Annotated in this window: 19 protein-coding genes; 5 read left to right on the top strand and 14 right to left on the bottom strand. The window is 70.9% G+C overall.

All coding sequences use genetic code 11. The features are described 5' to 3' along the window. Positions 1-144: 144 nt before the first annotated feature. The 5 genes from egtD to ACFQUV_RS17895 form a co-directional block, all read right to left on the bottom strand. Complete coding sequence (gene egtD, locus ACFQUV_RS17915) at positions 145-1,128, bottom strand: L-histidine N(alpha)-methyltransferase (RefSeq protein ID WP_129608372.1); 984 nt, start codon at positions 1,126-1,128, stop codon at positions 145-147. Positions 1,129-1,159: 31 nt separating this feature from the next. Next, positions 1,160-2,413, bottom strand: a complete 1,254-nt coding sequence (gene egtB / locus ACFQUV_RS17910) for an ergothioneine biosynthesis protein EgtB (protein WP_129608373.1) — start codon at positions 2,411-2,413, stop codon at positions 1,160-1,162. A gap of 287 nt (positions 2,414-2,700) precedes the next feature. Further along, positions 2,701-3,465 carry an ABC transporter ATP-binding protein gene (locus tag ACFQUV_RS17905; RefSeq protein WP_129608374.1) on the bottom strand — a complete coding sequence of 255 codons (765 nt, stop codon included), beginning with the start codon at positions 3,463-3,465 and terminating at the stop codon, positions 2,701-2,703. Continuing rightward, positions 3,453-4,202, bottom strand: coding sequence for an ABC transporter permease (locus tag ACFQUV_RS17900; protein ID WP_129608375.1), 750 nt, complete (start codon positions 4,200-4,202; stop codon positions 3,453-3,455). The genes ACFQUV_RS17905 and ACFQUV_RS17900 overlap by 13 nt, the downstream gene beginning before the upstream one ends. 159 nt (positions 4,203-4,361) lie before the next feature. Further along, positions 4,362-5,354: an ABC transporter substrate-binding protein gene (locus ACFQUV_RS17895; RefSeq protein WP_165363825.1), complete on the bottom strand. Its 993-nt coding sequence runs from the start codon at positions 5,352-5,354 to the stop codon at positions 4,362-4,364. A gap of 432 nt (positions 5,355-5,786) precedes the next feature. On the opposite strand from ACFQUV_RS17895, the gene metZ reads away from it, so the two are divergent. Further along, the gene (metZ, locus tag ACFQUV_RS17890; RefSeq protein WP_129608377.1) at positions 5,787-7,019 is read left to right on the top strand and encodes an O-succinylhomoserine sulfhydrylase; all 1,233 of its coding nucleotides are present in this window, start codon (positions 5,787-5,789) and stop codon (positions 7,017-7,019) included. Positions 7,020-7,230: 211 nt separating this feature from the next. On the opposite strand, the gene ACFQUV_RS17885 is transcribed toward metZ, so the two are convergent. The 7 genes from ACFQUV_RS17885 to ACFQUV_RS17855 form a co-directional block, all read right to left on the bottom strand. After that, the gene (locus tag ACFQUV_RS17885) at positions 7,231-8,235 is read right to left on the bottom strand and encodes a GTP-binding protein (protein ID WP_129608378.1); all 1,005 of its coding nucleotides are present in this window, start codon (positions 8,233-8,235) and stop codon (positions 7,231-7,233) included. Next, on the bottom strand, positions 8,232-10,547 hold the full coding sequence (locus tag ACFQUV_RS17880; RefSeq protein ID WP_129608379.1) for a xanthine dehydrogenase family protein molybdopterin-binding subunit: 2,316 nt from the start codon (positions 10,545-10,547) through the stop codon (positions 8,232-8,234). Before ACFQUV_RS17880 ends, ACFQUV_RS17885 begins: the two co-directional genes overlap by 4 nt. Positions 10,548-10,607: 60 nt before the next feature. Next, positions 10,608-11,618, bottom strand: a complete 1,011-nt coding sequence (locus ACFQUV_RS17875) for an ABC transporter substrate-binding protein (RefSeq protein ID WP_129608380.1) — start codon at positions 11,616-11,618, stop codon at positions 10,608-10,610. 130 nt (positions 11,619-11,748) lie between these two features. After that, complete coding sequence (locus tag ACFQUV_RS17870; protein WP_129608381.1) at positions 11,749-12,252, bottom strand: (2Fe-2S)-binding protein; 504 nt, start codon at positions 12,250-12,252, stop codon at positions 11,749-11,751. After that, positions 12,249-13,112 carry a xanthine dehydrogenase family protein subunit M gene (locus ACFQUV_RS17865; protein ID WP_129608382.1) on the bottom strand — a complete coding sequence of 288 codons (864 nt, stop codon included), beginning with the start codon at positions 13,110-13,112 and terminating at the stop codon, positions 12,249-12,251. The genes ACFQUV_RS17870 and ACFQUV_RS17865 overlap by 4 nt, the downstream gene beginning before the upstream one ends. Before the next feature lie 86 nt (positions 13,113-13,198). Continuing rightward, positions 13,199-14,128 carry an amidohydrolase family protein gene (locus ACFQUV_RS17860; protein WP_111383206.1) on the bottom strand — a complete coding sequence of 310 codons (930 nt, stop codon included), beginning with the start codon at positions 14,126-14,128 and terminating at the stop codon, positions 13,199-13,201. A gap of 19 nt (positions 14,129-14,147) precedes the next feature. After that, positions 14,148-15,071 (bottom strand): amidohydrolase family protein, encoded by a 924-nt coding sequence (locus ACFQUV_RS17855; protein ID WP_111383205.1) that lies wholly within the window; start codon positions 15,069-15,071, stop codon positions 14,148-14,150. 1,060 nt (positions 15,072-16,131) lie between these two features. Here ACFQUV_RS17855 and ACFQUV_RS17850 point away from each other — a divergent pair. Further along, positions 16,132-16,419, top strand: coding sequence for a hypothetical protein (locus tag ACFQUV_RS17850; RefSeq protein ID WP_111383204.1), 288 nt, complete (start codon positions 16,132-16,134; stop codon positions 16,417-16,419). Between the two features lie 376 nt (positions 16,420-16,795). Here ACFQUV_RS17850 and ACFQUV_RS17845 read toward each other — a convergent pair whose 3' ends face one another. Further along, entirely contained in the window at positions 16,796-18,148 is a 1,353-nt protein-coding gene (locus tag ACFQUV_RS17845) for a UbiD family decarboxylase (protein ID WP_158859378.1), read from the bottom strand. Positions 18,149-18,337: 189 nt separating this feature from the next. Between ACFQUV_RS17845 and ACFQUV_RS17840 the strand changes: the two genes are divergently transcribed. The 3 genes from ACFQUV_RS17840 to ACFQUV_RS17830 all read left to right on the top strand — a co-directional run bounded on the left by ACFQUV_RS17840 (position 18,338) and on the right by ACFQUV_RS17830 (position 20,119). Then, the gene (locus ACFQUV_RS17840) at positions 18,338-18,694 is read left to right on the top strand and encodes a hypothetical protein (RefSeq protein ID WP_129608383.1); all 357 of its coding nucleotides are present in this window, start codon (positions 18,338-18,340) and stop codon (positions 18,692-18,694) included. 130 nt (positions 18,695-18,824) lie between these two features. Then, positions 18,825-19,316 carry a low molecular weight protein-tyrosine-phosphatase gene (locus tag ACFQUV_RS17835; RefSeq protein ID WP_129608384.1) on the top strand — a complete coding sequence of 164 codons (492 nt, stop codon included), beginning with the start codon at positions 18,825-18,827 and terminating at the stop codon, positions 19,314-19,316. Then, positions 19,313-20,119 carry a fructosamine kinase family protein gene (locus tag ACFQUV_RS17830; protein WP_129608385.1) on the top strand — a complete coding sequence of 269 codons (807 nt, stop codon included), beginning with the start codon at positions 19,313-19,315 and terminating at the stop codon, positions 20,117-20,119. The genes ACFQUV_RS17835 and ACFQUV_RS17830 overlap by 4 nt, the downstream gene beginning before the upstream one ends. Before the next feature lie 27 nt (positions 20,120-20,146). Here ACFQUV_RS17830 and ACFQUV_RS17825 read toward each other — a convergent pair whose 3' ends face one another. Continuing rightward, positions 20,147-22,063 carry a nitric oxide reductase activation protein NorD gene (locus ACFQUV_RS17825; protein WP_129608386.1) on the bottom strand — a complete coding sequence of 639 codons (1,917 nt, stop codon included), beginning with the start codon at positions 22,061-22,063 and terminating at the stop codon, positions 20,147-20,149. Between the last annotated feature and the right edge of the window lie 42 nt (positions 22,064-22,105).

Raw genomic sequence — 22,105 nt, 5'->3', positions numbered from 1 at the left:
ATGACAGGTGGCCGCCCCGCAAGGGAGCGACGTCGCCGTGCCGCGCGATCGTCGCGGGACCGCAGACCGCAACGCGAAACGGCCCGCCTGTGGGGCGGGCCGTCGGGGAGAGAATGAGATCGGGTCGTTCGACGGACGCGCCCGTCAGGCGCGCACGAGCGCATGCACCGCGAACCAGCCGTCGCGGTCAGTCCATGTCTCCGCGAGTCGCCAGCCGGAGCCGGCGGCGAGGGCCCGGAACAGCTCGGTCGTGTACTTGTAGCTGCTCTCGGTGTGGATCGTCTCGCCGCGGCGGAAGTCGAAGCAGCGGCCGTCGACCCGCACCCGCTGGCGGACCCGGCTCGCCAGATGCATCTCGATGCGGTGATGCTCGCGGTTGTAGAAGGCGCGATGCCAGAACGTGTCGAGATCGAAGTTGCCGCCCAGCTCGCGGTTGATCCGCCGCAGCAGGTTGAGGTTGAACGCCGCCGTCACGCCGCTGGCGTCGTTGTAGGCGCGATTGAGCACGTCGACGTCCTTGACGAGATCGATGCCGACGATCAGGCGTCCGCCCGGACCGATGATCTGGCCGGCGTGACGCAGGAAGGCGGCCGCCTCGTGCGGCTCGTAGTTGCCGAGCGTCGAGCCCGGGAAGAAGCCGATCCGGGGGCGATGCTCCGCCTCGGCCGGCAGCACGAACGGAGCCGTGAAGTCGGCCGCGACCGGCCGCACCGTCAGGTCGGGCAACTCGGCGGCGAGCTTGGCGGCCTCGCCGGCCAGGAAGTCGCCCGAGATGTCGACCGGCACGAACACCGAGACAGGGGACGCGGCGAGAAGAATCCGCGCCTTGGTGAGAGCGCCGGCCCCGAACTCGATCATCGCGGCGCCATCGGGGATGACGCGGGCGATGTCGGCGGCGTGCTCGGTGAGGATGCCCAGCTCGGTGCGGGTCGGATAGTATTCGGGCGTGCGGGTGATCGCCTCGAACAGCTGCGAGCCGCGCTCGTCGTAGAAGTACTTCGGCGGAATGCGCTTCGGGTCGGCCGACAGGCCCGCGATCACGTCGGTCAGGAAAGCCGCACGGCCGACGTCCGATACCACATCGGACGGCAACCGGAGGCCGCGGGGAACGCGCACATGAGCAGTCATCGGGGGTGCCTCGCTCGGGGGACGCCGCGCCTTATGCGGAAAACGCGGCCAGCCGCACGCCGGTGAACTGCCAGCGCGCCGACGGCGGGAAGAAGTTGCGGTAGGTGAGGCGAGCATGGCCCGGCGAAGTGGCGAGCGAGCTGCCGCGCAGCACCATCTGGTTCACCATGAACTTGCCGTTGTACTCGCCGAGCGCGCCGTCCGCGGCCCGATATCCCGGATAGGGCAGGTAGGCGCTGCGGGTCCATTGCCAGACAACGCCGAAGGCGTCGGCGAGTTCGCCGGTGGCGGCGGCGACCTCCCACTCGGCCTCGCTCGGCAGATGGCGGCCGGCCCAGCGCGCGAAGGCGTCCGCCTCGTAGTAGCTGACGTGACAGACCGGGGCGTCCGGCTCGACCGGCTGCGAACCGCCCAGCGTCACGGCGTGCCACTGGCCGTCGATCTCGCGCCAGTGGCCGGGCGCCTGCCAGCCCTCGGCCTGCACGGCCGCGAAGCCGTCGGAGAGCCACAGCGCCGCCTCGGCGTAGCCACCGTCCGCCATGAAGGCGAGCCAGTCGCGGTTGGTGACGAGACCGCGCGCGATGCCGACGGGGCCGACCAGCACGCGATGGGCCGGCCCTTCATTGTCGTAGGAGAAGCCGTCGCCGCGATGCCCGATCGTGTGGATGCCCTCGGGCAGCGACACCATGCCGTCGGCCGGGGTCGCCGGGCGCCAGCGCCAGGCCGGGTCGTAGGCCGGCGCGATCGGGTTCTCGGCGAAGGCGTGCAGGATGTCGGTGAGGATCAGCTCCTGATGCTGCTGCTCGTGGTTGAGCCCGATGGTGACGACCTCGGCGAGCGCGGGCGTCAGCGCCGCGGGGTCGGCGAGCAGCCGCGCCATGGCGGCGTCCACATGGGCGCGGTAGTCGGCGACCTCGGCGTTGCTCGGCCGGGTGATCATGCCGCGGCGCGGACGAGCGTGCCGCGGCCCGGCGGCCAGGTAATAGGAGTTGTAGAGGAAGGCCAGCCGCTCGTCGAAAACGCGATAGCCGGGCGCGTGCGGCACCAGCACGAACTGCTCGAAGAACCAGGTGGTGTGGGCGCGGTGCCACTTGGTGGGGCTGGCGTCCGGCATCGACTGGATCACCTGGTCCTCGGCCGAGAGCGGCGCCGCCAGGGCCTCGGTGTGGGCGCGAACTCGGGCGTAGGCGTCGGCGAGGGCCGGCGCGGCCGGCGACCCGGGAGGCGGCGAGCTGGCCGGCGGCTCCGGGGTGCCGCGACGCGGCGTGAGGGCCGTGAGGGTCATGCTGATTCCATTGATCGATATCGACGCTCGCCACGATCGCGGTGCGGCGCAGCTAATCCGAGGTCCGTCTCGTGCGAACGGGTATCCAGGGATTCGGTTCCCCTGCCCGTCGCCGTTCGTTCGGTGGAGCGACACCACCGACGAGTGTGCCGGCCGTTGATTATGGGCGCCCGCGGTGACCGTCGTATCACGGCGAGCGATCACGGCCGGACACGTCCCGGTGATTCAGGGTCGGAGGGTGGCCGGGTGACGGTCGCGGCGCGGTGCGGTCTCGTGTACGGGGCCGGTCAGATGCCGGCGCCGCCGGCGACGTCCGCTTCGAGGTCCGCCCGCACCGCGAGCGCGAGCCCCTGGAGGCCCGGATCGCTGCGCCGCCGCGGTCGCGGGGCGTCGATCGTGTGGATCGCGGCGATGCGGCCCGGGCTGCCGGCCAGCACCACGACGCGGTCGGCCAGATAGGTCGCCTCGTCGATGTCGTGGGTGACGAACAGGATGGTCTTGCCGGTCGCGGCACGGATGCGGATCAGCTCGTCCTGGAGGCTCTCGCGGGTGATGGCGTCAAGCGCCGAGAACGGCTCGTCCATCAGCAGCACGGCGGGATCGACCGCGAGGGCGCGGGCGAGGGCGACACGCTGGCGCTGCCCGCCGGAGAGCTGATGTGGCCAGCGCCGCGCGAGGTCGGCGAGGCCGACCACGGCGAGCGCCGCCGCGGCACGCGGCCGGCGATCGCGGCGCGGCACGTCGCGGTGCTCCAGCCCGAACGCCACGTTGTCGATCACCCGCCGCCACGGCATCAACCGGGCGTCCTGGAACACCAGCGCGACCGCCCGGCGCCCCGCCCCGGCGCCCGCCACCGTGACGGTGCCGGCGCTCGGCGGCGCGAGATCGGCGACGACCCGCAGCAGCGTCGACTTGCCGACCCCGGACGGGCCGACGATGGCCAGCAGCTCGCCGCGGCGGACGTCGAGGTCGACGCCCTGGAGCACCTCGGTGACGGTGCCGTCGCGCGCGAAGGCGAGCGACAGGCCGCGCAGCGCGATCACGCTTTCCATCGCAGCAGCCATCCCTGGAGAGCCACGAACAAGCTGTCGATGAGGCCGTACAGCGCCGCCATGGTGAGCATGTAGACGACCACGATGTCGGTCGCGAGCAGGCTCGACGCCTGCATCATCCGCTGCCCGAGCCCGAACACGCCGAAGATCTCGGCCGCCACCACGGCCATCCAGGCTTGCCCGAGGGCGGTGCGCAGGCCGACCAGGATGCCGGGCGCCGCCGCCGGCAGCAGCACCTTGACGAGACGCGCCGGGGCCGAGCGGAAGCCGAAGGCGGCGGCCAGCTCGATCAGGTCGCGGTCGACGCCGCGAATGGCACCGTGCGCCGCGAAGTAGACGATCCAGAACACCCCGACCGCGATGATGAACACGGCGGCCGACGGCGCCACCCCGAACCAGATGATGGCGAACGGCACCCAGGCGAGCCCCGGCACCGGCCGCAGCACCCGCACCACCCAGGCGGTCAGCCCTTCCATGGCCCGCGACATGCCGGTGACGATGCCGAGCGCGATGCCGAGCGCCGCCCCCACCACGAGGCCGATCGCATAATGGCCGAGGCTCGACGCGACCGCGCTCGGCCACAGGCCGGAGGCCAGCTCGCGCAGGAAGGCGGACGGGATGACGCTCGGCGGCGGCAGGAAGGCCGGATTGACCAGCCCGAGGCGAGGGACGGCCTCCCACACGGCCAGGAAGACCGCGAGGCCGGCGAGAGGGAGGAGGACACTGGAGAGGCGCACTGAACGAGCTCGTGCCGAAATCGACGCCGATGTGACCACATTTGCTCGTCATGGCCGGGCTCGTCCCGGCCACCCACGCCTTTTCGTCCGGTGAGACCGGAAGACCGTGGATGCCCGGCACGAGGCCGGACATGACGACGTGAGACGAAACCGCCGGCGCTACTGCGTCGCCGTCGCCCTCACGAAATACCGGGGCTCGAACAGGCCATCGAGCGGCAGCTCGCGGTCGAGCGTGCCGAGCGTCACCTGATAGCGCTGCATCGCGGCCGTCGCCGTCACGATGCTGCGCGGGTCGGCCACGAACTTCGAGGCGGGCGAGGCGAGCGCCGCCCGGATGGTGGCGCTGTCGACGATGCCCTTGCCGAGGGCCGCCTCGATCGGGGGCGCGGCGCGGGCCGGGTCCTCCTGGATCAGCCGGACGGCACGCACCACCGCGTCGACCAGCGCCTGCGCCTGCGCCGGGTTCTTGTCCAGGAACGCGGCCGTGGCGGCCACCACGGTGCCGGGCTGGCCCGGGAACATTTCGCCGCCGAGCGCCACCAGCCGGATGCCGGGATCGCGGCCCCGCACGATGGCGACCGCCGGCTCGCGCACCGTCGCGCCCTCGACGGCGCCGACCTGCACGGCCTGCTGGGTGGCGTCGATGCCCATCGGCACGATGGTGACGTCGGCCTTGTCGACCTTGCCGACCTCCCACAGCCAGTGCTGAAGCGTGGTGTTGGGGACCGAGCCGGCCGGCTGGGTGGCGAGCCGGGCCGGGCTGCCGGCGGCGGCGCGATAGCGGCGGAACGCCTCGGCGGGGGTGACACCGGGCTCGAAGTGGCGGGCCAGCTTGGCGGTCGCCACGAAGGTCATCTCCTCGACCGCGGTGGCGGCGACGACGCGCACGTCGACGCCGCGCGAGCGGGCGACGACCAGCGGCGCGACGCCGGCCACATAGATGTCGATGGTGCCGGAGGCGAGCGCCGCGATCATGTTGGGCCCCGACTCGAAGGTGGTGAACGTCGCCTCGATGCCGGCGGCCTTCAGCCAGCCCTCGCGGTCGGCGACGAACACCGGGGCGGCGCCGAGAATCGGGATCACGCCGATGCGCGCCTTGACGGGCGTCGCCGCGGGAGCCGTGCCTTGCGCGAGCGCCGGGCCGGCCGCCATGGCGGCCGCGAGGCCGCCCAGAACGGAGCCGGCCGCGAGGCCGCCCAGAACGGAGCCGGCCAGGATGGTCCGGCGGGAGAGGGAACGGGTGCGGGTCATCGCGGGCTCCGGGTGACGCGGACGGTGTTGTGTGCTGCAACAAGGCGATTGTTTCTCCGGACCGCAATATGGCGGCTACAGTTTGGAACATCCTTCTCCGCCGGACCAAATTCGAACCACGAACCCATCGTCTGCGCCCCTGTTCGGAGAAGCCGTCCGCGGCCGTGGGCCGGATCGGAGTGCCGCAGAGGACGGCATCGCGGCAGCGCCCCCGTGGTGCCGCTGGTGGCGGCCGGTGGCTTGTGCTCTATGGCGGCGAGCCGAGCCGCCGCAGGCCGCGGCGGCGTCATGTCCCCGGAGCGGCCGCGCCGCTCCCGTCAGTGAACCGCCGCGATGCTCGATACCAAAGCCTCTCCGCCCGGCCCGCCCGTGTCGGACACCGACCTGCATCTCGAAGACCTGCATCCCGAAACCCGCCTGGTGCATGCCGGCATCCTGCGCTCGCCCTTCGGGGAGACCGCCGAGACGCTCTATCTGACCCAGGGCTTCGTCTACGACCGCGCCGAGACCGCCGAGGCGCGCTTCAAGAACGAGGACCCGGGTTACCAGTACAGCCGCTACGGCAACCCGACGCTGTCGATGTTCGAGGATCGGCTGGCGGCGCTCGAGGGCGCCGAGGCCTGCCGTGCCACCGCGACCGGCATGGCGGCCGTGCACGGCGCCATCGTCAGCCTCGTCAAGGCCGGCGACCATGTGGTGGCGCCGCGCGCCATGTTCGGCTCGTGCCGGTGGATCATCGAGGAGATGCTGCCGCGCTTCGGCGTGACGGCGACTCTGGTCGACGGCGCCGATCTCGACCAGTGGCGCGCCGCGGTGCGGCCCGAGACCGCGGTGTTCTTCCTGGAGACGCCGTGCAATCCGACGCTGGAGGTGCTCGACATCGCGGCGATCGCCGAGATCGCCCACGCGGTCGGCGCGCTGCTCGTCGTCGACAACGTGTTCGCGACGCCGCTCCATCAGCGACCGCTGGCGCTCGGCGCCGACGTGGTCGTCTACTCGGCCACCAAGCATATCGACGGCCAGGGCCGCTGCATGGGCGGCGCCATTCTGGCGTCACGGGTGCTGATCGAGGAGCGCATCCAGCTCTTCCTGCGCATGACCGGCCCGTCGATGTCGCCGTTCAACGCCTGGGTTTTGGTGAAGAGCCTGGAGACGCTGCCGCTGCGCATCGCCCGCCAGGCGGAGACCGCCGGCAAGCTTGCCGATATGCTGGCGGGCCTCGCGCCGGTGACGCGCGTCATCTTCCCGGGCCGCGCCGATCATCCGCAAGCCGAGCTGATCGCCCGCCAGATGAGCGGTCCGTCGACGCTGATCGCCTTCGAGGTCGCGGGCGGCAAGGCGGGTGCGTTCCGTTTCCAGAACGCGCTGCGGCTGGTGCGCATCTCCAACAATCTCGGCGACGCCAAGAGCCTGATCACCCATCCGGCGACGACGACGCATTCGCGCTTCAAGCCGGAGGAGCGCGCAGCGCTCGGCATCTCGGACGGGCTGTTGCGCCTCTCGGTCGGGCTCGAGCACGCCGACGACCTCGCGGCCGATCTGACGCGAGCCGCGGGGGTGCTCTGATCCTGTTTTCGGGGGATCAGCGCGCCGTCATTCCGGGGCGCCGCGCAGCGGCGAACCCGGAACCCAGCGGCAACTCGGAACTCTCGGCTGGATTCCAGATAGCCGCTTCGCGGCTTCCGGAATGACCACCGAATTGATCATCGAATCTGGTATGACGCCCGTCATCCGGCGCTGCCTCGCCCCGCACGGCGGGGCGAGATGCAGAAGGACTCTACCCCGCCAGGCACGCCCGCAGGCCCGCCTCGACGGCGGCGCGGTCGAGGTGACGCCCGATCAGCACGATGCGCGAGGCGCGCGGCTGGCGGCCCCATGGATCGGCGGAGCGGATCTCCATCATCCGGTGGACGCCCTGGATGACGTGGCGGCGCGGGTCGCCCGCCATCGCGACGATGCCCTTGAGGCGGAAGATGTCGTCGCCGCGCGCGGCGAGCAGGTCGCGCAGGAAGGCGTCGAGCCTCGCCGGCACGAAGGCGCCGGGATCGACGAACGACATCGTCTCCAGCGCCGGATCGTGCGCATGGTGATGATGGGAGACGTCGAGGAAATGCGCGTCGGCCGCAAGCGTCTTCGAGAGGTCGAAGGCGCCGATGCCGAGAATCTGCTCCAGCTCCACCTTGGCGTAGCTCGACCGGATGATGTCGGCGGTGGCGTTGAGGCCGCGCAGGCGCCCTTCCACGCTCGCCACCTCCGGCTCGTCGACGAGATCGACCTTGTTGACGATCAGCCGGTCGGCCGCGACGATCTGGTCGACCGCCTGGTTATCGACGCCGTGCAGGTCGGGATCGTCGAGATGGGCGCCGATGTGCTTGGCGTCGACCAGCGTGACGATGCCGTCGAGCGTCACCTGGCGGGCCACCGCGTCGTCGACGAAGAAGGCGGCCGCCACCGGGGTCGGATCGGCGATTCCGGTGGTCTCGACCAGGATGTGGTCGAACTTCTCGCGCCGCGCCATCAGCTTCTGCAACACCTCGATCAGATCCTGGCGGACGCTGGCGGTGCAGCAGATGCAGCCGTTGGTCATCTCGTAGATCTCTTCCTCCGAGGTGAGGACGAGACCCGAATCGATGTTGACCTCGCCGAACTCGTTCTCGATCACGGCGATGCGGTGGCCGTGGCGCTCGGTGAGGATGTAGTTGAGCAGCGTCGTCTTCCCGGCGCCGAGAAAGCCGGTCAGGATGGTGACGGGAACGGGGGTGGTGGTTTCGGTCTTGGTCATGGGTCCGTCTGGTCGTGTTGGTCGGCGGCGCAGAGCGTCGGTGTCGCGCCCTTCTCCGCCAGCGCGGCGAGCACCTGCTCGGGCGTGATCGGGTAGTGGCGGAAGCGCACGCCGATCGCGTCGTGCACCGCATTGGCGATGGCCGGCCCGATGGCGATGATCGGGTCCTCGCCGACGCCTTTGGCGCCGAACGGGCCGCCTTCGTCCGGGGCCGTCTCCAGGATGATGGTGCGGATCGGCGGCATGTCCATGGCGAGCGGCATCTTGTAGTCGACGAAGCTCGCATTGAGCGGGCGCCCGTCGCGCGGGTCGACGCGGAAGTCCTCGGTCAGCGTGTGGCCGATGCCCTGCTGGATGCCGCCCTCGATCTGGCCGGCGGCGGCGACCGGGTGAATCACCTTGCCGATCTCGTGCACCGGCACGACCTGCACGACGTCGATCTGCCCGGTCTCGGTGTCGACCTCGACCTCGACGAAATGCGCCGCGAACGAGTAGGACTTGGTCGGCCGATAGCTGCCCTCGCCGACGAGTTGCGGGGCCGGGATGCCGCGCTCCGCCGCGATGGCGTCGGCGACGGTGAGGGAGAGGCCGGGCACGCCGCGCACCGTGACGACGCCGTCGCGGATATCGAGATCGTCCGCCGCGACCTCCAGCCGGTCGGCGGCGCGCGCCAGGACCTTGGCCTTCACCTGCGCGGCCGCCATCTGGCAGGCGCGCCCCGCCATGTAGGTGGTGTGGCTGGCGAAGGCGCCGATGTCCCACGGCACCACGTCGGTGTCGCCATGCACCACGGCGACGTCCTCGAAGCGAACGCCCAGCTCTTCGGCGGTGATCTGCGCGAGCGCCGTGTGGGCCCCGGTGCCGAGCCCGGTGGTGCCGGTGAACAGCGTGACGGTGCCGTCCTCGTTCATGCGGACGATGGCGTTGCCCTGCTCCTTGATGCCTGGATAGGCGGAGGAGCCGTGCATCTCGCAACCCATGCCCCAGCCGCGCCGGCGGCGGCCCGCATCGTGTGATTTCGGCGCTGCGCGGCGCGCGGCCCAGCCGGTCTCCTCCAGGCCGCGGCGGATGCAGTCTTCGAGGCCATGGCCGACGATCGGGTGGCCGGAGGGTGCGAGGTCGCCGTCGCGCACGGCATTCATCAGCTTGAGCGCCGCCGGGTCGAGCCCGAGCTGTTCGGCCGCCTCGTCCATCTGGCTGTCGAGCGCGTAATAGGACTGCACCACGCCGTAGCCCCGGAAGGCGCCGGCGATCGGCGTGTTGGTGTAGACGCAGCGGCCGACCAGGTGGACGTTGTCGCAGCGGTAGAGTGACGTCAGCGACGCGGTGGCGACCGCGGTGACGCCCGGCCCGTGCGACCCGTAGGCGCCGCTGTCGAAGACGATCTCGGCCTCGCGCGCCGTGATGGTGCCGTCGCGGCGGAAGCCCTGCTTCAGCCGGATGGAGCCGGAGTGACGGGTGCGGCCGCCCAGGAACGTCTCCTTGCGGGAGAACTCCATGCGCACCGGGCGGCCGGTGCGCTGCGCCAGCAGCGCGCACAGGAACTCGTGCTGGAAGAGATCCTGCTTGGCGCCGAAACCGCCGCCCATGTGGTCGACCAGCACCCGCACCTTGGTGAGCGGCAGGCCCAAGACTTCGGCGAGCGTGCCGCGCACCATGAAGGGGCTCTGGGTCGAGGTCCAGATGGTGAGCTTGCCGAGCGCGTCCCACTGGCAGACGCAGACGTTCGGCTCCATGTAGGCCGGCACCGGGCGGCCGAGCGTGTAGGTGCCCTCGACGACCAGGTCGGCGGCCGCGAAGCCCGCCGCGACGTCGCCCCGCGTCACCACCACGGGGTCGAGCACCAGGTTGCCGCCGGGACCGACCGCGTGGATCGCCGGAGCGCCGGGGGCGAGCGCGTCGGCCACCGTGAGCAGCGCCGGCAGCGGCTCGTAGTCGACCGTGATCAGCTCCAGCGCCGCTTCGGCGATCTCCTCGCTGTCGGCCGCGACCGCGGCGACACCCTCGCCGTGATAACGGACCGTGGTGTCGAGGATGTACTGATCCTTGGTGACCGAGGCGGAGCGCGGATGCGGCGAGCCGTAATGCAGCACCCGCGGCACGTCGGCGTGGGTCAGCACGGCCCGCACGCCCGGCAGCGCCAGGGCGCGGGCCGCGTCGATGGCGCGGATGCGCGCATGCGCCACCGTCGATCGCTTGATCTTGCCGTGCAGCAGCCCGGGCAGGGCCACGTCGCCGGCATAGACGGCGCTGCCGGTCACCTTGCCCAGCGTGTCCCAGCGCGTGACGCTTCGGCCGATCACGGACGTCATGGCTGTGCTGCTCCTCGCAGTTCGCGTCCCGGGTGTCGCTCGCGGGCGGTCGTCATGCCCTCACGGCATCCGCTCCGCCGCCGGCGGCAGGAACGCATTGGTGAACACGTCGGCGGCCTTCGCCTTGTTCTTGTACTCGTAGGTGAGGCCGATCTGCTCGATCGACTTGGCGAGGCGCGCCGGGTCGACGTCGCCGATGCCGTTCTGCTTCACCCACGGCGTGACGATGTTCTCGGCGAGCACGCGCCGGAGGCGGGCCAGCTCGGTCTTCTCGTCGGCGGTCTCGTTGCGCTTCATCATCGCCTTGATGGCGGAGTCGGGATCGCGCGCCGTGTCGATCAGTCCCTTGATGGTGGCGCGCACGAAGCCGCGCACCGCCTGGGGGTTCGCCTTCAGGAAGTCGGAGTTGACCACGATGGCGTTGCCATAGAGCGACAGGCCGTGGTCGGCCATCAGGATCATGACGATATCGTCGGGCGGAATGTTCTTCTGGCGCAAGTTGAAGAACATCGAGAAGCTGAATCCCACGATGGCGTCGACCCGCTCGTCGGCCAGCATCGGCTCGCGCACCGGGAAGCCGAGACTCTCGATCCTCAGCTTGCTCTCGTCGATGCCGGCGGCATCGACGAACGCCTTCCACTGGGCGAAGGCGCCGTCACCGGGCGGGGCGCCGATCACGCGACCTTCCAGATCCTTCGGCTTGGCGATGCCGGTGCGCTTCAGGCTGGCGACCGCGAAGGCCGGCCGGTCGTAGACCATCAGGACGGCCTTGACGTCCTTGTCGGGGCTCTGGTCGCGGAAGCGCACCAGCGAGTTGATGTCGAAGAAGCCGATCTGATAGGTGCCGATGGCGACCCGCGGGATGCCGGCCACCGATCCGGAGCCGGTGTCGATCGACACGTTCAGGCCCTCGGCCTTGTAGTAGCCCTTGTCGAGGGCGACGAAGTAGGGCGCCGTCTGGCCTTCGAACTTCCAGTCGAGCGAGAATCTCACGTCGGTGTCGGCGACGGCCGGTTGGGTGGTGGCGGCCATCAGCACAGCCACGACTCCGGCGAGCAGGGATCGGATCATGGTGTCACACTCCAGTGTCCCGGGCCGACGATCGGCGAACCGGCCGTCGTGGTCCAATGTCGCCATGGTAGGGCGATGCCGTGAACGCCGCCAGCGCGTCCGCGTCGCGCCGGTCACGAGTGCGCCGCGCTCAGCGGCCGGCCGGCGGCGGCGCTGCGGCGAGCCGTCGCGCCGCGTCCTTCACCGCCTCGACGATCTTGGTATACCCCGTGCAACGGCAGATGTTGCCGGCGAGCCCGAAGCGGATGTCCTCCTCGCTCGGATCGGGATGGCGATCGAGCAGCGCCTTGGCCATGACGATGATGCCGGGCGTGCAGAAGCCGCACTGCGAGGCGCCGAGATCCATGAAGCTCTGCTGGAGCGGATGGAGCTGGCCCGCCGCCGGCGCGATGCCCTCGATGGTGGTCACCGCGGCGCCGTCGACCTCCACGGCGAGAACCAGGCAGGCGTTCACCGGCGTGCCGTCGAGCAGCACCGTGCAGGCACCGCAATCGCCGACGTCGCAGCCCTTCTTGGTGCCGGTGAGGCCCAGCTCGGAGCGCAGCACGTCGAGCAGCGTGCGGGAGGGGGCGACGCGCAGCGGTCGCGCCTCGCCGTTGATGGTCACGGTGATGGCGTGGAGACCGTCGGTCATCGGGTGCGCTCCCAGGCGGTCGCGATGGCGCGACGAGTGAGGACGCCCACCATGGCGCGGCGGTAGGCGGCGCTCGCCCGCACATTGTCGATGGGGCGGGACTGGTCTTGCGCGGCGCGGCCGGTCTCCTCCAGCCGGGCCGGGTCGGGCGCGCGGCCCTCCAGCAGCGCCTCGGCGGCACCGGCGCGGATCGGCGTCGGCGCCACCGCGCCGAGCACGATGCGGACATCGCGGCAGACGTCACCGTCGCGCCGCAGCGATACCGCGACCCCGACGGTGGCGAGCTCCATGGCGCGGCGGCGGCCGTGCTTGATGTAGCTGGCGCCGGCCTGCGGGGCGGGCGGCGGCAGATCGATCCCGGTGACGATCTCGCCGGCCGTCAGCACGGTGCGGCCCGGCCCGGTGAAGAACTCCCCGAGGGGCACACGGCGGGCGCCGCCGGGCCCGCTGATCGCCGCGACGGCGTCGGCCGCGATCAGCGGCGGCAGGGTGTCGGCGGACGGCGAGGCGCGGCACACGTTCCCGACCAGGGTGGCGCGGTTGCGGATCTGGATCGAGCCGATCTCGCGCACCGCCTCGGCGATCGCCGGATAGAAGCGCGCGACGGCCGCCGACGTCTCGATCGCCCGCACGGTGACGAGGGCGCCGATGCGCAGGCCGTGCGCCTCGTCGCAGGCGAGGCCGCCAAGGTCCGGCACCTTCTTGATGTTGATCACGACGGCGGGTCGGCGCAGGCTCTCCTTGATCTCGACCAGGAGATCGGTGCCGCCGGCCATGAGCTGGGCATCGCCGGCGTGGCGGGCGAGCAGCGCGATCGCCTCGTCGACGGTCGTCGGCTCGAAATAGGCGAACGGGTGCATGGACCGCGGGTTCCGGAGTCGAACGAGGTTTCGAACGGCGAGGCGCGCGGAGCGCGGCGGCGCGGAGCGCGCCGCCGCCTGCGGCGTCACGCGGCCGGCGCCGGCTCCACCATGGCGTAGGTGTCCTTCAGCCGTGCCAGCGCCTCCTCCTGGGTGCGCGGCGGCGGCGTGGTCTTGATGCCGCACATGCGGGCGATGTTGTTGCCCATGTAGTCCTCGAGCGTGTCCTCGTCGAGATTCATGCCGTGGGGCGGCGGAGCGCACAGCACCTCCAGCTCGCGCAGCCACATGCCGGGCTCGTTGGGCGGCGAGTCGGTGCCGAACACCAGCTTGTGCTTGGGCAGCTCGCGGGCGAACTCGACGATGCGGGCCTGGAAGCACCAGCCGGTCTCGCAGACCACGTTGGGCGTGTCCATCGCCATCCAGAACGCCTCGAACGAGTAGTTGCCGCCGGTCTGGATGCCGAAGTGGCCGATGATGAAGTTCACCATCGGGAACTCGCGGATGATCGGATAGAACATGGTCGGGATGGTGTAGGGACCGTCGCCGGTGTGGATCAGCACCACGACGCCGAGCTCGGCGCATTTCCTCATCGCCGGGCGCAGCCAGTCGAGCGCGCGGTCGGGCCGGTAGCCATGCATGTTGGCGTGCAGCTTCAGCATCTTGAAGCCGTACTCCTTGACATGGAACTCGAGCTCGGCGGCGCCGTTCTCGGGACCCCAGCGCGGATTGAAGGTGAAGTTGCCGATGAAGCGGTCCGGATACTTCTGGCACAGCTCCGCGATGTAGCTCATGTAGTCGCGGATGCCCTCACGGCCCATGCGGTTGCCGTCGCGATAGCCGGTGTTGCCGGGCGGCGGCTGGATGAAGCCCATGTCGATCCGGCGCGGCTTGCCGTTGATCATATAGGGGCCGTCCATCATCTTCAGCAGGCGCTCGCCCGTGAAGGGCGTGCCGGTGTGGCGCCACGCCTCGTCGACGAGATTGGTCGGATGCAGGTGGGTGTCGATGATCATCGGGGCTCTCCGGAGTTCGTCAGGCGGCGTCGCGCTGCTTGCAGGCGGCGAGATAGGCTTCCGCCTCCTCGCGGGTGCGCGGCGGCGCCGTCGGCGCGAGCCCGATCATCCGGGCGACGTTGTTGCCGAAGTAGTCTTCGAGCGTGTCCTCGTCGAGGTTGAGGCCCTGCGGCGGCTCGGTGCACAGCACCTCGAGATGACGCAGCCACATGCCGGGCTCGTTGGGCGGCGTGTCGGTGCCGAACAGGATCTTGTGCTTGGGCAGATCCTTGGAGAACTCGACGATGCGCGATTGCAGGCACCAGCCGGACTCGCAGAAGACGTTGTCGTTGTCCATGGCGAGCTGGAAGGGCTCGAAGCAGTAGACGCCGCCGGTCTGCACGCCGAAATGCGCCATGATGAAGTTGACGGTGCGGAACTCGTACATGATCGGCGTCCACTCGTTGGGGATCGAGTAGGGGCCGTCGCCGGTGTGCACCTTCACCAGCACGCCGAGCTCGGCGCATTTCTGGAGTGCCGGGCGCAGCCAGTCCTTGGCGCGGTCGGGGCGATAGCAGTGCATGTTCGCCTGGAACTGCACCATCTTGAAGCCGTGCTCCTTGACGTAGCGCTCGATCGCCTCGACGCCGTTCTGCACCCCGTAACGCGGGTTGTAGACGAAGCAGCCGATGAAACGGTCCGGATACTTGCGCGTCATCTCGAGCGTGTAGGCCATGTACTCGTCGATGCCGGCCCGGCCGGCCTTCTCCAGCACGCCGTCGGTGTAGAGCGTGTTGCCCTGGGGCGGCTGGATGAACGCCTTGTCGACGCGGCGCGGCTTGCCGTTCACCCAGTAGGGGCCGTCCATCATCGCCAGCAGGCGCTCGCCGGTGAACGGCTCGCCGTCGTGCCGCCAGGCGAGATCGACGAGGTTCGTCGGGTAACAGCTGATGTCGATGATCATGAGATCGCTCCTTGCGGATCGGCGGGGCGCGGAGGGGAGGCGCGGAGACGGCGGGCGGCGGCGGTGCGGGTCGGATCGGCGGCCGGAATCGCCGCGGGCGAGGCGACGCGCCGGCTCTGTATGCGAAGTCGACGTGCACGCGATCGATCGACAAGTGATCGATCAGCAGGCGATCGACGACGATGGGATCGACAGCGAGAGGTGGACGTCACGGGAAGCGTCCGGTCGGGCTCGGAATGCGACTGGCTCGTCAGCAATCTCCGACCGAACCGATCCGCATCACGGTGCGGACGTGTTCGGCTGACCGCTTCTACCGACGTGTCGACGAATAGACGATCGGTCAGGACGGGTCAAGAAACACACGGGGTTCGGTCGCCGCCCGGGATGCCGCAGGCCGCATCATCGTGCCCGCTCGGCGAGCGGCGACGACTCGTCGTCGCCCGGGTGGGGCAGGCTGCGACGATATCGCCCGGGCGCATGCTCCGCTGCGACATCGCGTGCGTGTTGTTGTGAGATCGTGCTGTGTCGGCGTCGTCCCTCGATGTTTGTGACGTCGGTATGGACACACGGCTCGGTGGTCTCCCGGATACCGACGCACGGGATCTTCCTGTATCCCCGACCTCGGCAGGGCAGGAGTCTGCCTTGCTCATCATTTGTGCAGCGACGAAGTGATTGTGCGTCGCGGCAAGTATGCGACGCAGCGCGGTCATCACGACCGCGGGGACGATCGAGACCGAGGGCGGGCGCGGTCCGGATGCGGATCGCCCGAGCCGCTGTCGCGACGACGTGACCGGCGACGGGCCGGCGCACGGCGATCGACGAAGACGCGGCGACGGACCGATCGGACCAGCAGGGCAAGAAGCCGGACCCCTGCGTCGGTGGGCGGGATGGGTCGCGTGTCGCGGCCCCGCCGGCACGCTGTTCCGTGCGGGACCGCAGTTCGGCTCGCCACGGCACCTGATGTGTGAGGAAGCGATGCCCGTCGCGTGCGCGACGGCGACGACTCTGGGCCGAGCGCCCGGCTCGCCTGCGGTCGCGCCGAAGTCACTCAGGAGGACACGTGGAACATCTCAGACCCAACTATCTGCGCGACGTCGCCTACATCTCGCGCGACTGGATCGAGCATCACGGGCTGCATCCGGCCGTCGGCGTCGCCATCGAGGTGGCGGCCGAGATCGAGCTGCCCGAGGACCGCTCGCCGAGCGAGATCGTCGAGGGGCCGACCGCCGAGGAGCGCGTCATCATCGAGCGCCTGGTGCGTGCCTACATCGCCAGCGGCGTGTTCCCGCCGTCGGCCGACAACACCTACGGCTTCGCCAACTGGGAGTTCAGGATCGAGACGGCCTGACCGGCCGGACGGCGTCGCGGCTCGCCGCTGGCGTGCCGGGACGAAGACCACCACGGTCGCCCGCGGGTGACCTCCGATGGCATGGCCGGGCGAGCCCGGCCATCCATGGCGGCGCCGGACGACAACCGCGCCCGAACCGAGCCGATGAACCGATCCGATCCGGATCGAGTCGGTTTGCACCAACTCTAGTCGGCTTGCACCACCGCGTACCTGCACTGCCTCCGCCTGCTTCGAACCCGCCTGTCTCACGCCTGCCTGTAACGATCAGTGCGGTCGACACCGTGCCGAGAGGCGCGTGAACCGGCCCTCTCACAGTCCGCGGCGTCACGCGCCAGCGACGTCACAGGGTTGCGGTCACAACGATGCCCCGGCGCCCTCAGCGTGGCCGGCGGCTCGCGATCTCGCGGGCCCAGTCGAGCGCCTGCTGTGGCAACCGGGTGCGCTCGCCCTCGAACTTGAGCGGCTTCGTGGCATCGAGCGCCAGCTTGGCCGACATGCCGTCGACCGACGACGGGTCGAGCCGATTGCAGAACACCTTGGGCACCATGAACAGGTCGGTATCGGCCTGAAAGCGCGTCGCCAGCGCCCACATCACCTCGTCCTCGTCGAACACGTCGATGTCGTCGTCCACCGCCACTGCGAGCTTGATGTAGGAGTCGAGCCCCATCAGCAGCATCAGCGCCTGGCGCGCCTGCCCCTCGGCGGTCTTGCGAAACGACATGTAGGCGTGGAAGTGGGTGCCCGACTTGGGATAGTTCAGCGCCGTCAGGGTCGGCACCATCTCCTTGAGGCGATGAAAGACGTGCGCCTCGCGGGTGCAGCGGCTCAGCAGCAGGTGCTCGGACGAGTAGCCCGGCACGATGTCGAGGAAGATCGGCTTCGCGCGCCGGGTGATCGCCTTGACGTGGAAGACGTTGCGGGTCGACCGATAGGTCGAGTAGCCGGTGTACTCGCCGTACGGCCCCTCGTCCTCGTGGGTGCCGGCGAGGATCTCGCCCTCGATCACGTATTCGGCGTCGGCCGGCACCTCGACGTCGATGGTCCGGCACTTCACCAGCTCGACCGGCCGCTTCAGCAGGGCGCCCGCAATGGCGAGCTCGTCGATCTCCATGGCGACCTTGGCGGCGGCCGCGATGTAGATGGCGGGATGGCAGCCGATCACCACGGCGACCTCCAGGTTGCGGCCGCGTGCCTCGCTGCGCTGGAGATGATCCCAGATGTGGCCGCGCGAATGCAGGCTGACGCCGAACTTCTGCGGTCCCTTGAGCTGCATGCGCTGGAAGCTCAGGTTGCGCACGCCGGTGTCGGGGTCCTTGCAGATCAGGATGCCGGAGCCGATGTAACGCCCGGCGTCCGCCTCGAAGTGGCGCGAGATCGGCAGCGCGCCGGCGTCCGCCTCGTGCCCGAGCGCCACCACCTCCTGCACCGGCGCCCGGGCGCGGGTGACCTCGGCCGGCACCAGCTTGGCCATCGCCTCGGTCCAGGCGCGCGCGAACTCGCCGGGGCCGACGCCGACCATGCGGGCGATGCGGTCGCGATCGGCGAACAGGTTGGTCACCACCGGCACGTCGTAACCGTCGGGCCGCTCGATGACGACGGCGGGAAACCGCTTCTGCGCCTCCAGCTCCAGCACCAGGGCGGTGGGCAGATAGTCGAGTTCGGTCGGAGTGGAGACGACGAGCTTGTCGCTGGCCGGGAGGGTGTCGAGAAAGTCGGCGAGGCTGGGCATGGCGAGTCCAGGGTCGAGGCGGGGAGCGCGACTGTGACATGGACGCGCGCGACCGTACATCAGGCGACTGTCCTCGGCTGCGCGGCGGCGCGACGGCGGCGCAGCGGATAGCTGATGTCGCCGACTACAACCAAAAGTCGCGTCGTGCTAGGCTGGTCCCGATCAGGGACACCGACGGGGCGGGTGGACATGGCGTTCGCGTTCGATACGCTCGGCTATGCCAAGCGGTTGCAGGAGGCCGGCGTGCCGGTCGGACAGGCGGAGGCGCACGCCACGGCGGCGCGGGACTTCATCATGGCGGAGCTGGTCACCAAGGCGGACCTGAAGGCGACCATCGATGCCGCCGTGGCGCGACTGGACGCCCGAATCGACGCTCACTCCACACGGCTCGACGGGCGCATCGACGCGCTGGCGGCGCGCTCCGACGCCCGCATCGACCTGCTCGAATCGAAGCTCGACAAGCTCGCTCTTCAGATCACGGTCCGGCTCGGCGCCGTCATCGCGGCGAGCGTCGCGGTGCTGGCGGCGCTCGCCAAGCTGTCATGAGCGGCCGGCCGGCGGCGGCTGCTTCCCGAAGGCGGCGGCGGTCGCCATAGTGGCGGCCGGTCCGTTCGTGCCGAGGTCGTCGCCCGTGTCGAAACTGCCAGCGCCGCAAGCCCCCGCGTCGGAAACGTCCATGACGCCCGCGTCCGAAAAGCCCGCCGTCCTGTTCGTCTGCCTCGGCAACATCTGCCGCTCGCCGCTCGCCGAGGCGGCGTTCCGGGCCGAAGCGGAGCGCATCGGCCTCGACGTCGAGATCGACTCGGCCGGCACCGGCCACTGGCATGTCGGCGAGCCGCCGGACCGGCGGGCCCAGGCGGTGGCGCGGCGCCATGGCGTCGAGATCGGCCACTGTCGCGCCCGCCAGGTGACGCGCGACGACTTTCACCGCTTCACCCATGTGGTGGCGCTCGACGCCAGCGTGCTGTCGACGCTCGAACGGCTGCGTCCGGTCGGCAGCCCGGCCGTGCTGCGATTGCTGCTCGACGAGGTGGACGGCCGCGCCGGCGAGGGCGTCGCCGATCCCTATTACGGCGGCCCCGAGGGTTTCGAGATCACCTGGGCCGACGTGACCAGCGGGGCCGCGGCGCTCGCCCGCCGCATCGCCGCGGCGACTGCGGCCCGATGAGCCGGCTCGCGGCGCGCGCCGCCGCGCTGCTCGGCGCCACGCTCGCCCGTGCCGAGCCGATCCACGGCGGCGATCTCTCAGAGGTGATCCGTATCGTGCTCGCCGACGGGCGCCGCGCCATCGTCAAGGGTGGCCCGGCGCCGCCCGTCGAGGCCACCATGCTGCGCGCCATCGCGGCGGCGGGTACGCCCGCCCCGGCGGTGCTCGCCGTCGACGACCACGTGCTGGTGCTGGAGGAGATCGCCGGCACCAGCGGCCCGGGCCAGGCATGGGCCGATCTCGGCGCCGCCCTCGCCCGCCTGCATACGACGGCCGGCCCGCGCTACGGCTGGCCCGACGACTCTGCGTTCGGGCCGGTGGCGATCCCCAACGGCTGGTGCGACGACTGGCCGACCTTCTGGGGCGAGCGGCGCCTGCGGACTCATCTGCCGCATCTCCCGGCGACTCTCGCCCGGCGTATCGAGACGCTCGCCGCCGATCTGCCGAACCGGCTGCCGGCGCGGCCGCGGCCGGCGCTGCTGCACGGCGACCTGTGGGGCGGCAACGTGATGGCGGCCGGCCGTCGCGTCACCGGGCTGATCGATCCGGCCTGCTATCACGGCGACGGCGAGGTCGATCTCGCCATGCTGGCGCTGTTCGACCGCCCGCCGCCCGCCTTTCTCGACGCCTACGGGGCGCTCCCGCCCGGCCACGCCGAGCGCCGCGCCGTATACAGCCTGTGGCCGGCGCTGGTGCATCTGCGGCTGTTCGGGGGCGGCTATCGCGGCATGGTCGAGGGCTTCCTGGCCGCCGCCGGCGTGTGAGCCCGGCGGCGGGAGCGGCGGCACGGCTCAGCGCACGAGCTGGCGGTAGATCGCCGGCAGCGCCGCCGGCAGCCGCGCCACCTGGCCCACGATGGCATAGCCGCCACGGCCGAACAGCGTCGGGAAGTATGACTGCGCGGTCGCGTCGATGGTGACGCCGAACACCGCGAGCCCCTGCCGGCGCGCCTCCTGTACCGCCTTGCGGGTGTCCTCGACGGCGAAGCGGCCCTCGTAGTGGTCGACGTCGTTCGGCTTGCCGTCGGTGAGGACCAGCAGCAGCTTCTTGCGCTGCGGCTGCTTGGCGAGATCGGCTGCGGCGTGGCGCACCGCCGCGCCGATGCGTGTGTAGTAGCCGGGCCGCAGCGCCCCGATGCGGCGCTCGACCGTGGTGCTCATCGGCTCGCCGAACGCCTTGACGGTCTCGACCCGCACCCACGAGCGGCGGCGCGACGTGAAGGTCAGGATGCTGTGGTGATCGCCGCAGGCGGCGAGCCCGTGCGCCAGCACCAGCAGCGCCTCCTTCTCGACGTCGAGCACCCGGCGGCCGTCCACCCAGGCGTCGGTCGACAGCGACACGTCGACCAGGATCGTCACCGCGAGGTCGTGCCCCTGCGGGCGCACCGCGAGGTGGACGCGGTCGGAGCCGCCGTTGCCGGCACGGATGTCGCAACGAGCCCTGACCAGCGCGTCGAGATCGAGATCGGGGCCGTCAGCCTGGGCGCGCAGTACCTCGTGGCGCGGACGCAGCGCCTCGAACTGGCGGCGGACCCGGCGGATGCGGCGGCGGCCGTCGTCGTCGGCGGACCACGCCTCGCCTTCCTCGGCGGCCGGGCCGGCGAGCACGCGGCAGTGATCCGGCCAGTAGGCGCCGCGCCGATAGTCCCATTCGGGATAGAGGCAGTCGGCGGCGAGGGGGGTGCCGTCGACGGCGTCGGGCGGCAGGTCGAGATCGAACTTGAGCCGCGTCGCCGGCTTCTCGCGGCGCTCGCCGACGGTGATCTCGTCGAGATCGTCGGCCGCCTTCTTGGCGTCCTCGTCCTCGTCCTCGTCGGTCGGGCGGTCGACCTTCACCATCTCGGCGATCGCCAGGATCTTCTCGAAGCGGTTCAGCGCGAACGGCTCGCGCTTGCGATTCTGGTCCTCGTCCTGGCGCACCGCGAACCGCTTGCGCAGCTCCGGCGCCGCCAGGGCGCCGGCCTCGGCCGTCTCGTCGGTCTGGTCGCGAACCGTGCTGGCGTCGCGCGCCCAGGCGTCGCCCCACAGCGGGCAGGGCAGCAGCGGCAGATAGCCGACCGGCGCCGACACCCCGTCGATCGGTCCGCGGCCGGCGACCGCGCTCCACAACGGGCCGGTCGGCGGATCGCCGATGCCGAGCAGGGCGAGGACGATGCGCTCCATCTCGCGCTCGATCGCCGGCAGGCTGCGCACCGGGCGCGCCGCCGCCGTGGCGATGCACAGATGCTGGTAGGGCGCGGCGAGCCCGGGAAAGCGGCCGAGCGTCACCGCGACGGTCTCGCGGGCGCGGCGCAGCAGGCGCAGATCGCGGCGCAGCGGATCGGTCTCGACCAGCGTCACCACCGGCACGGTGGCGAACCAGGCGGCGAGCCAGCGGTAGAGCGCCCGGTTCAGCGTGGCGTCGGGATAGAGCGCGATGCGCTCCGGCAGGAACAGGGTGGCGGTGTCGCGGCCCGGCTGCTCCAGGCGCTCCTCGCCGAGCCCGATGCGCTGGCGCCAGCCGAGGCGGTGGCCGGAGCGGCGGGCGCCGGCTCCGGCGAGCTGGACGCCCGGGGCGCCGCCGAGGCCGCGGAACATCACGGCGAGCGGCCCGCGCATCTCGGCGAGCGTCGCGGCGGCCTCCGGATGGCTCGGATAGCTCGCCGCGCCGCCGACCAGGCGGTGCCAGGCGCGGCCGACCGTCTCTTCGAGTTCGAGCAAGTCGAGCATGATCGTCACACCAGCTTTCGGCCGTCGTCGCGAGGGGCGAGC

Source organism: Rhodoplanes sp. P11 (assembly GCF_964266735.1).
GTDB lineage: Bacteria > Pseudomonadota > Alphaproteobacteria > Rhizobiales > Xanthobacteraceae > Rhodoplanes > Rhodoplanes serenus.
Note: the sequence above shows the minus strand (reverse complement) of the source record. Positions and strands in the feature narration are given on the sequence as shown.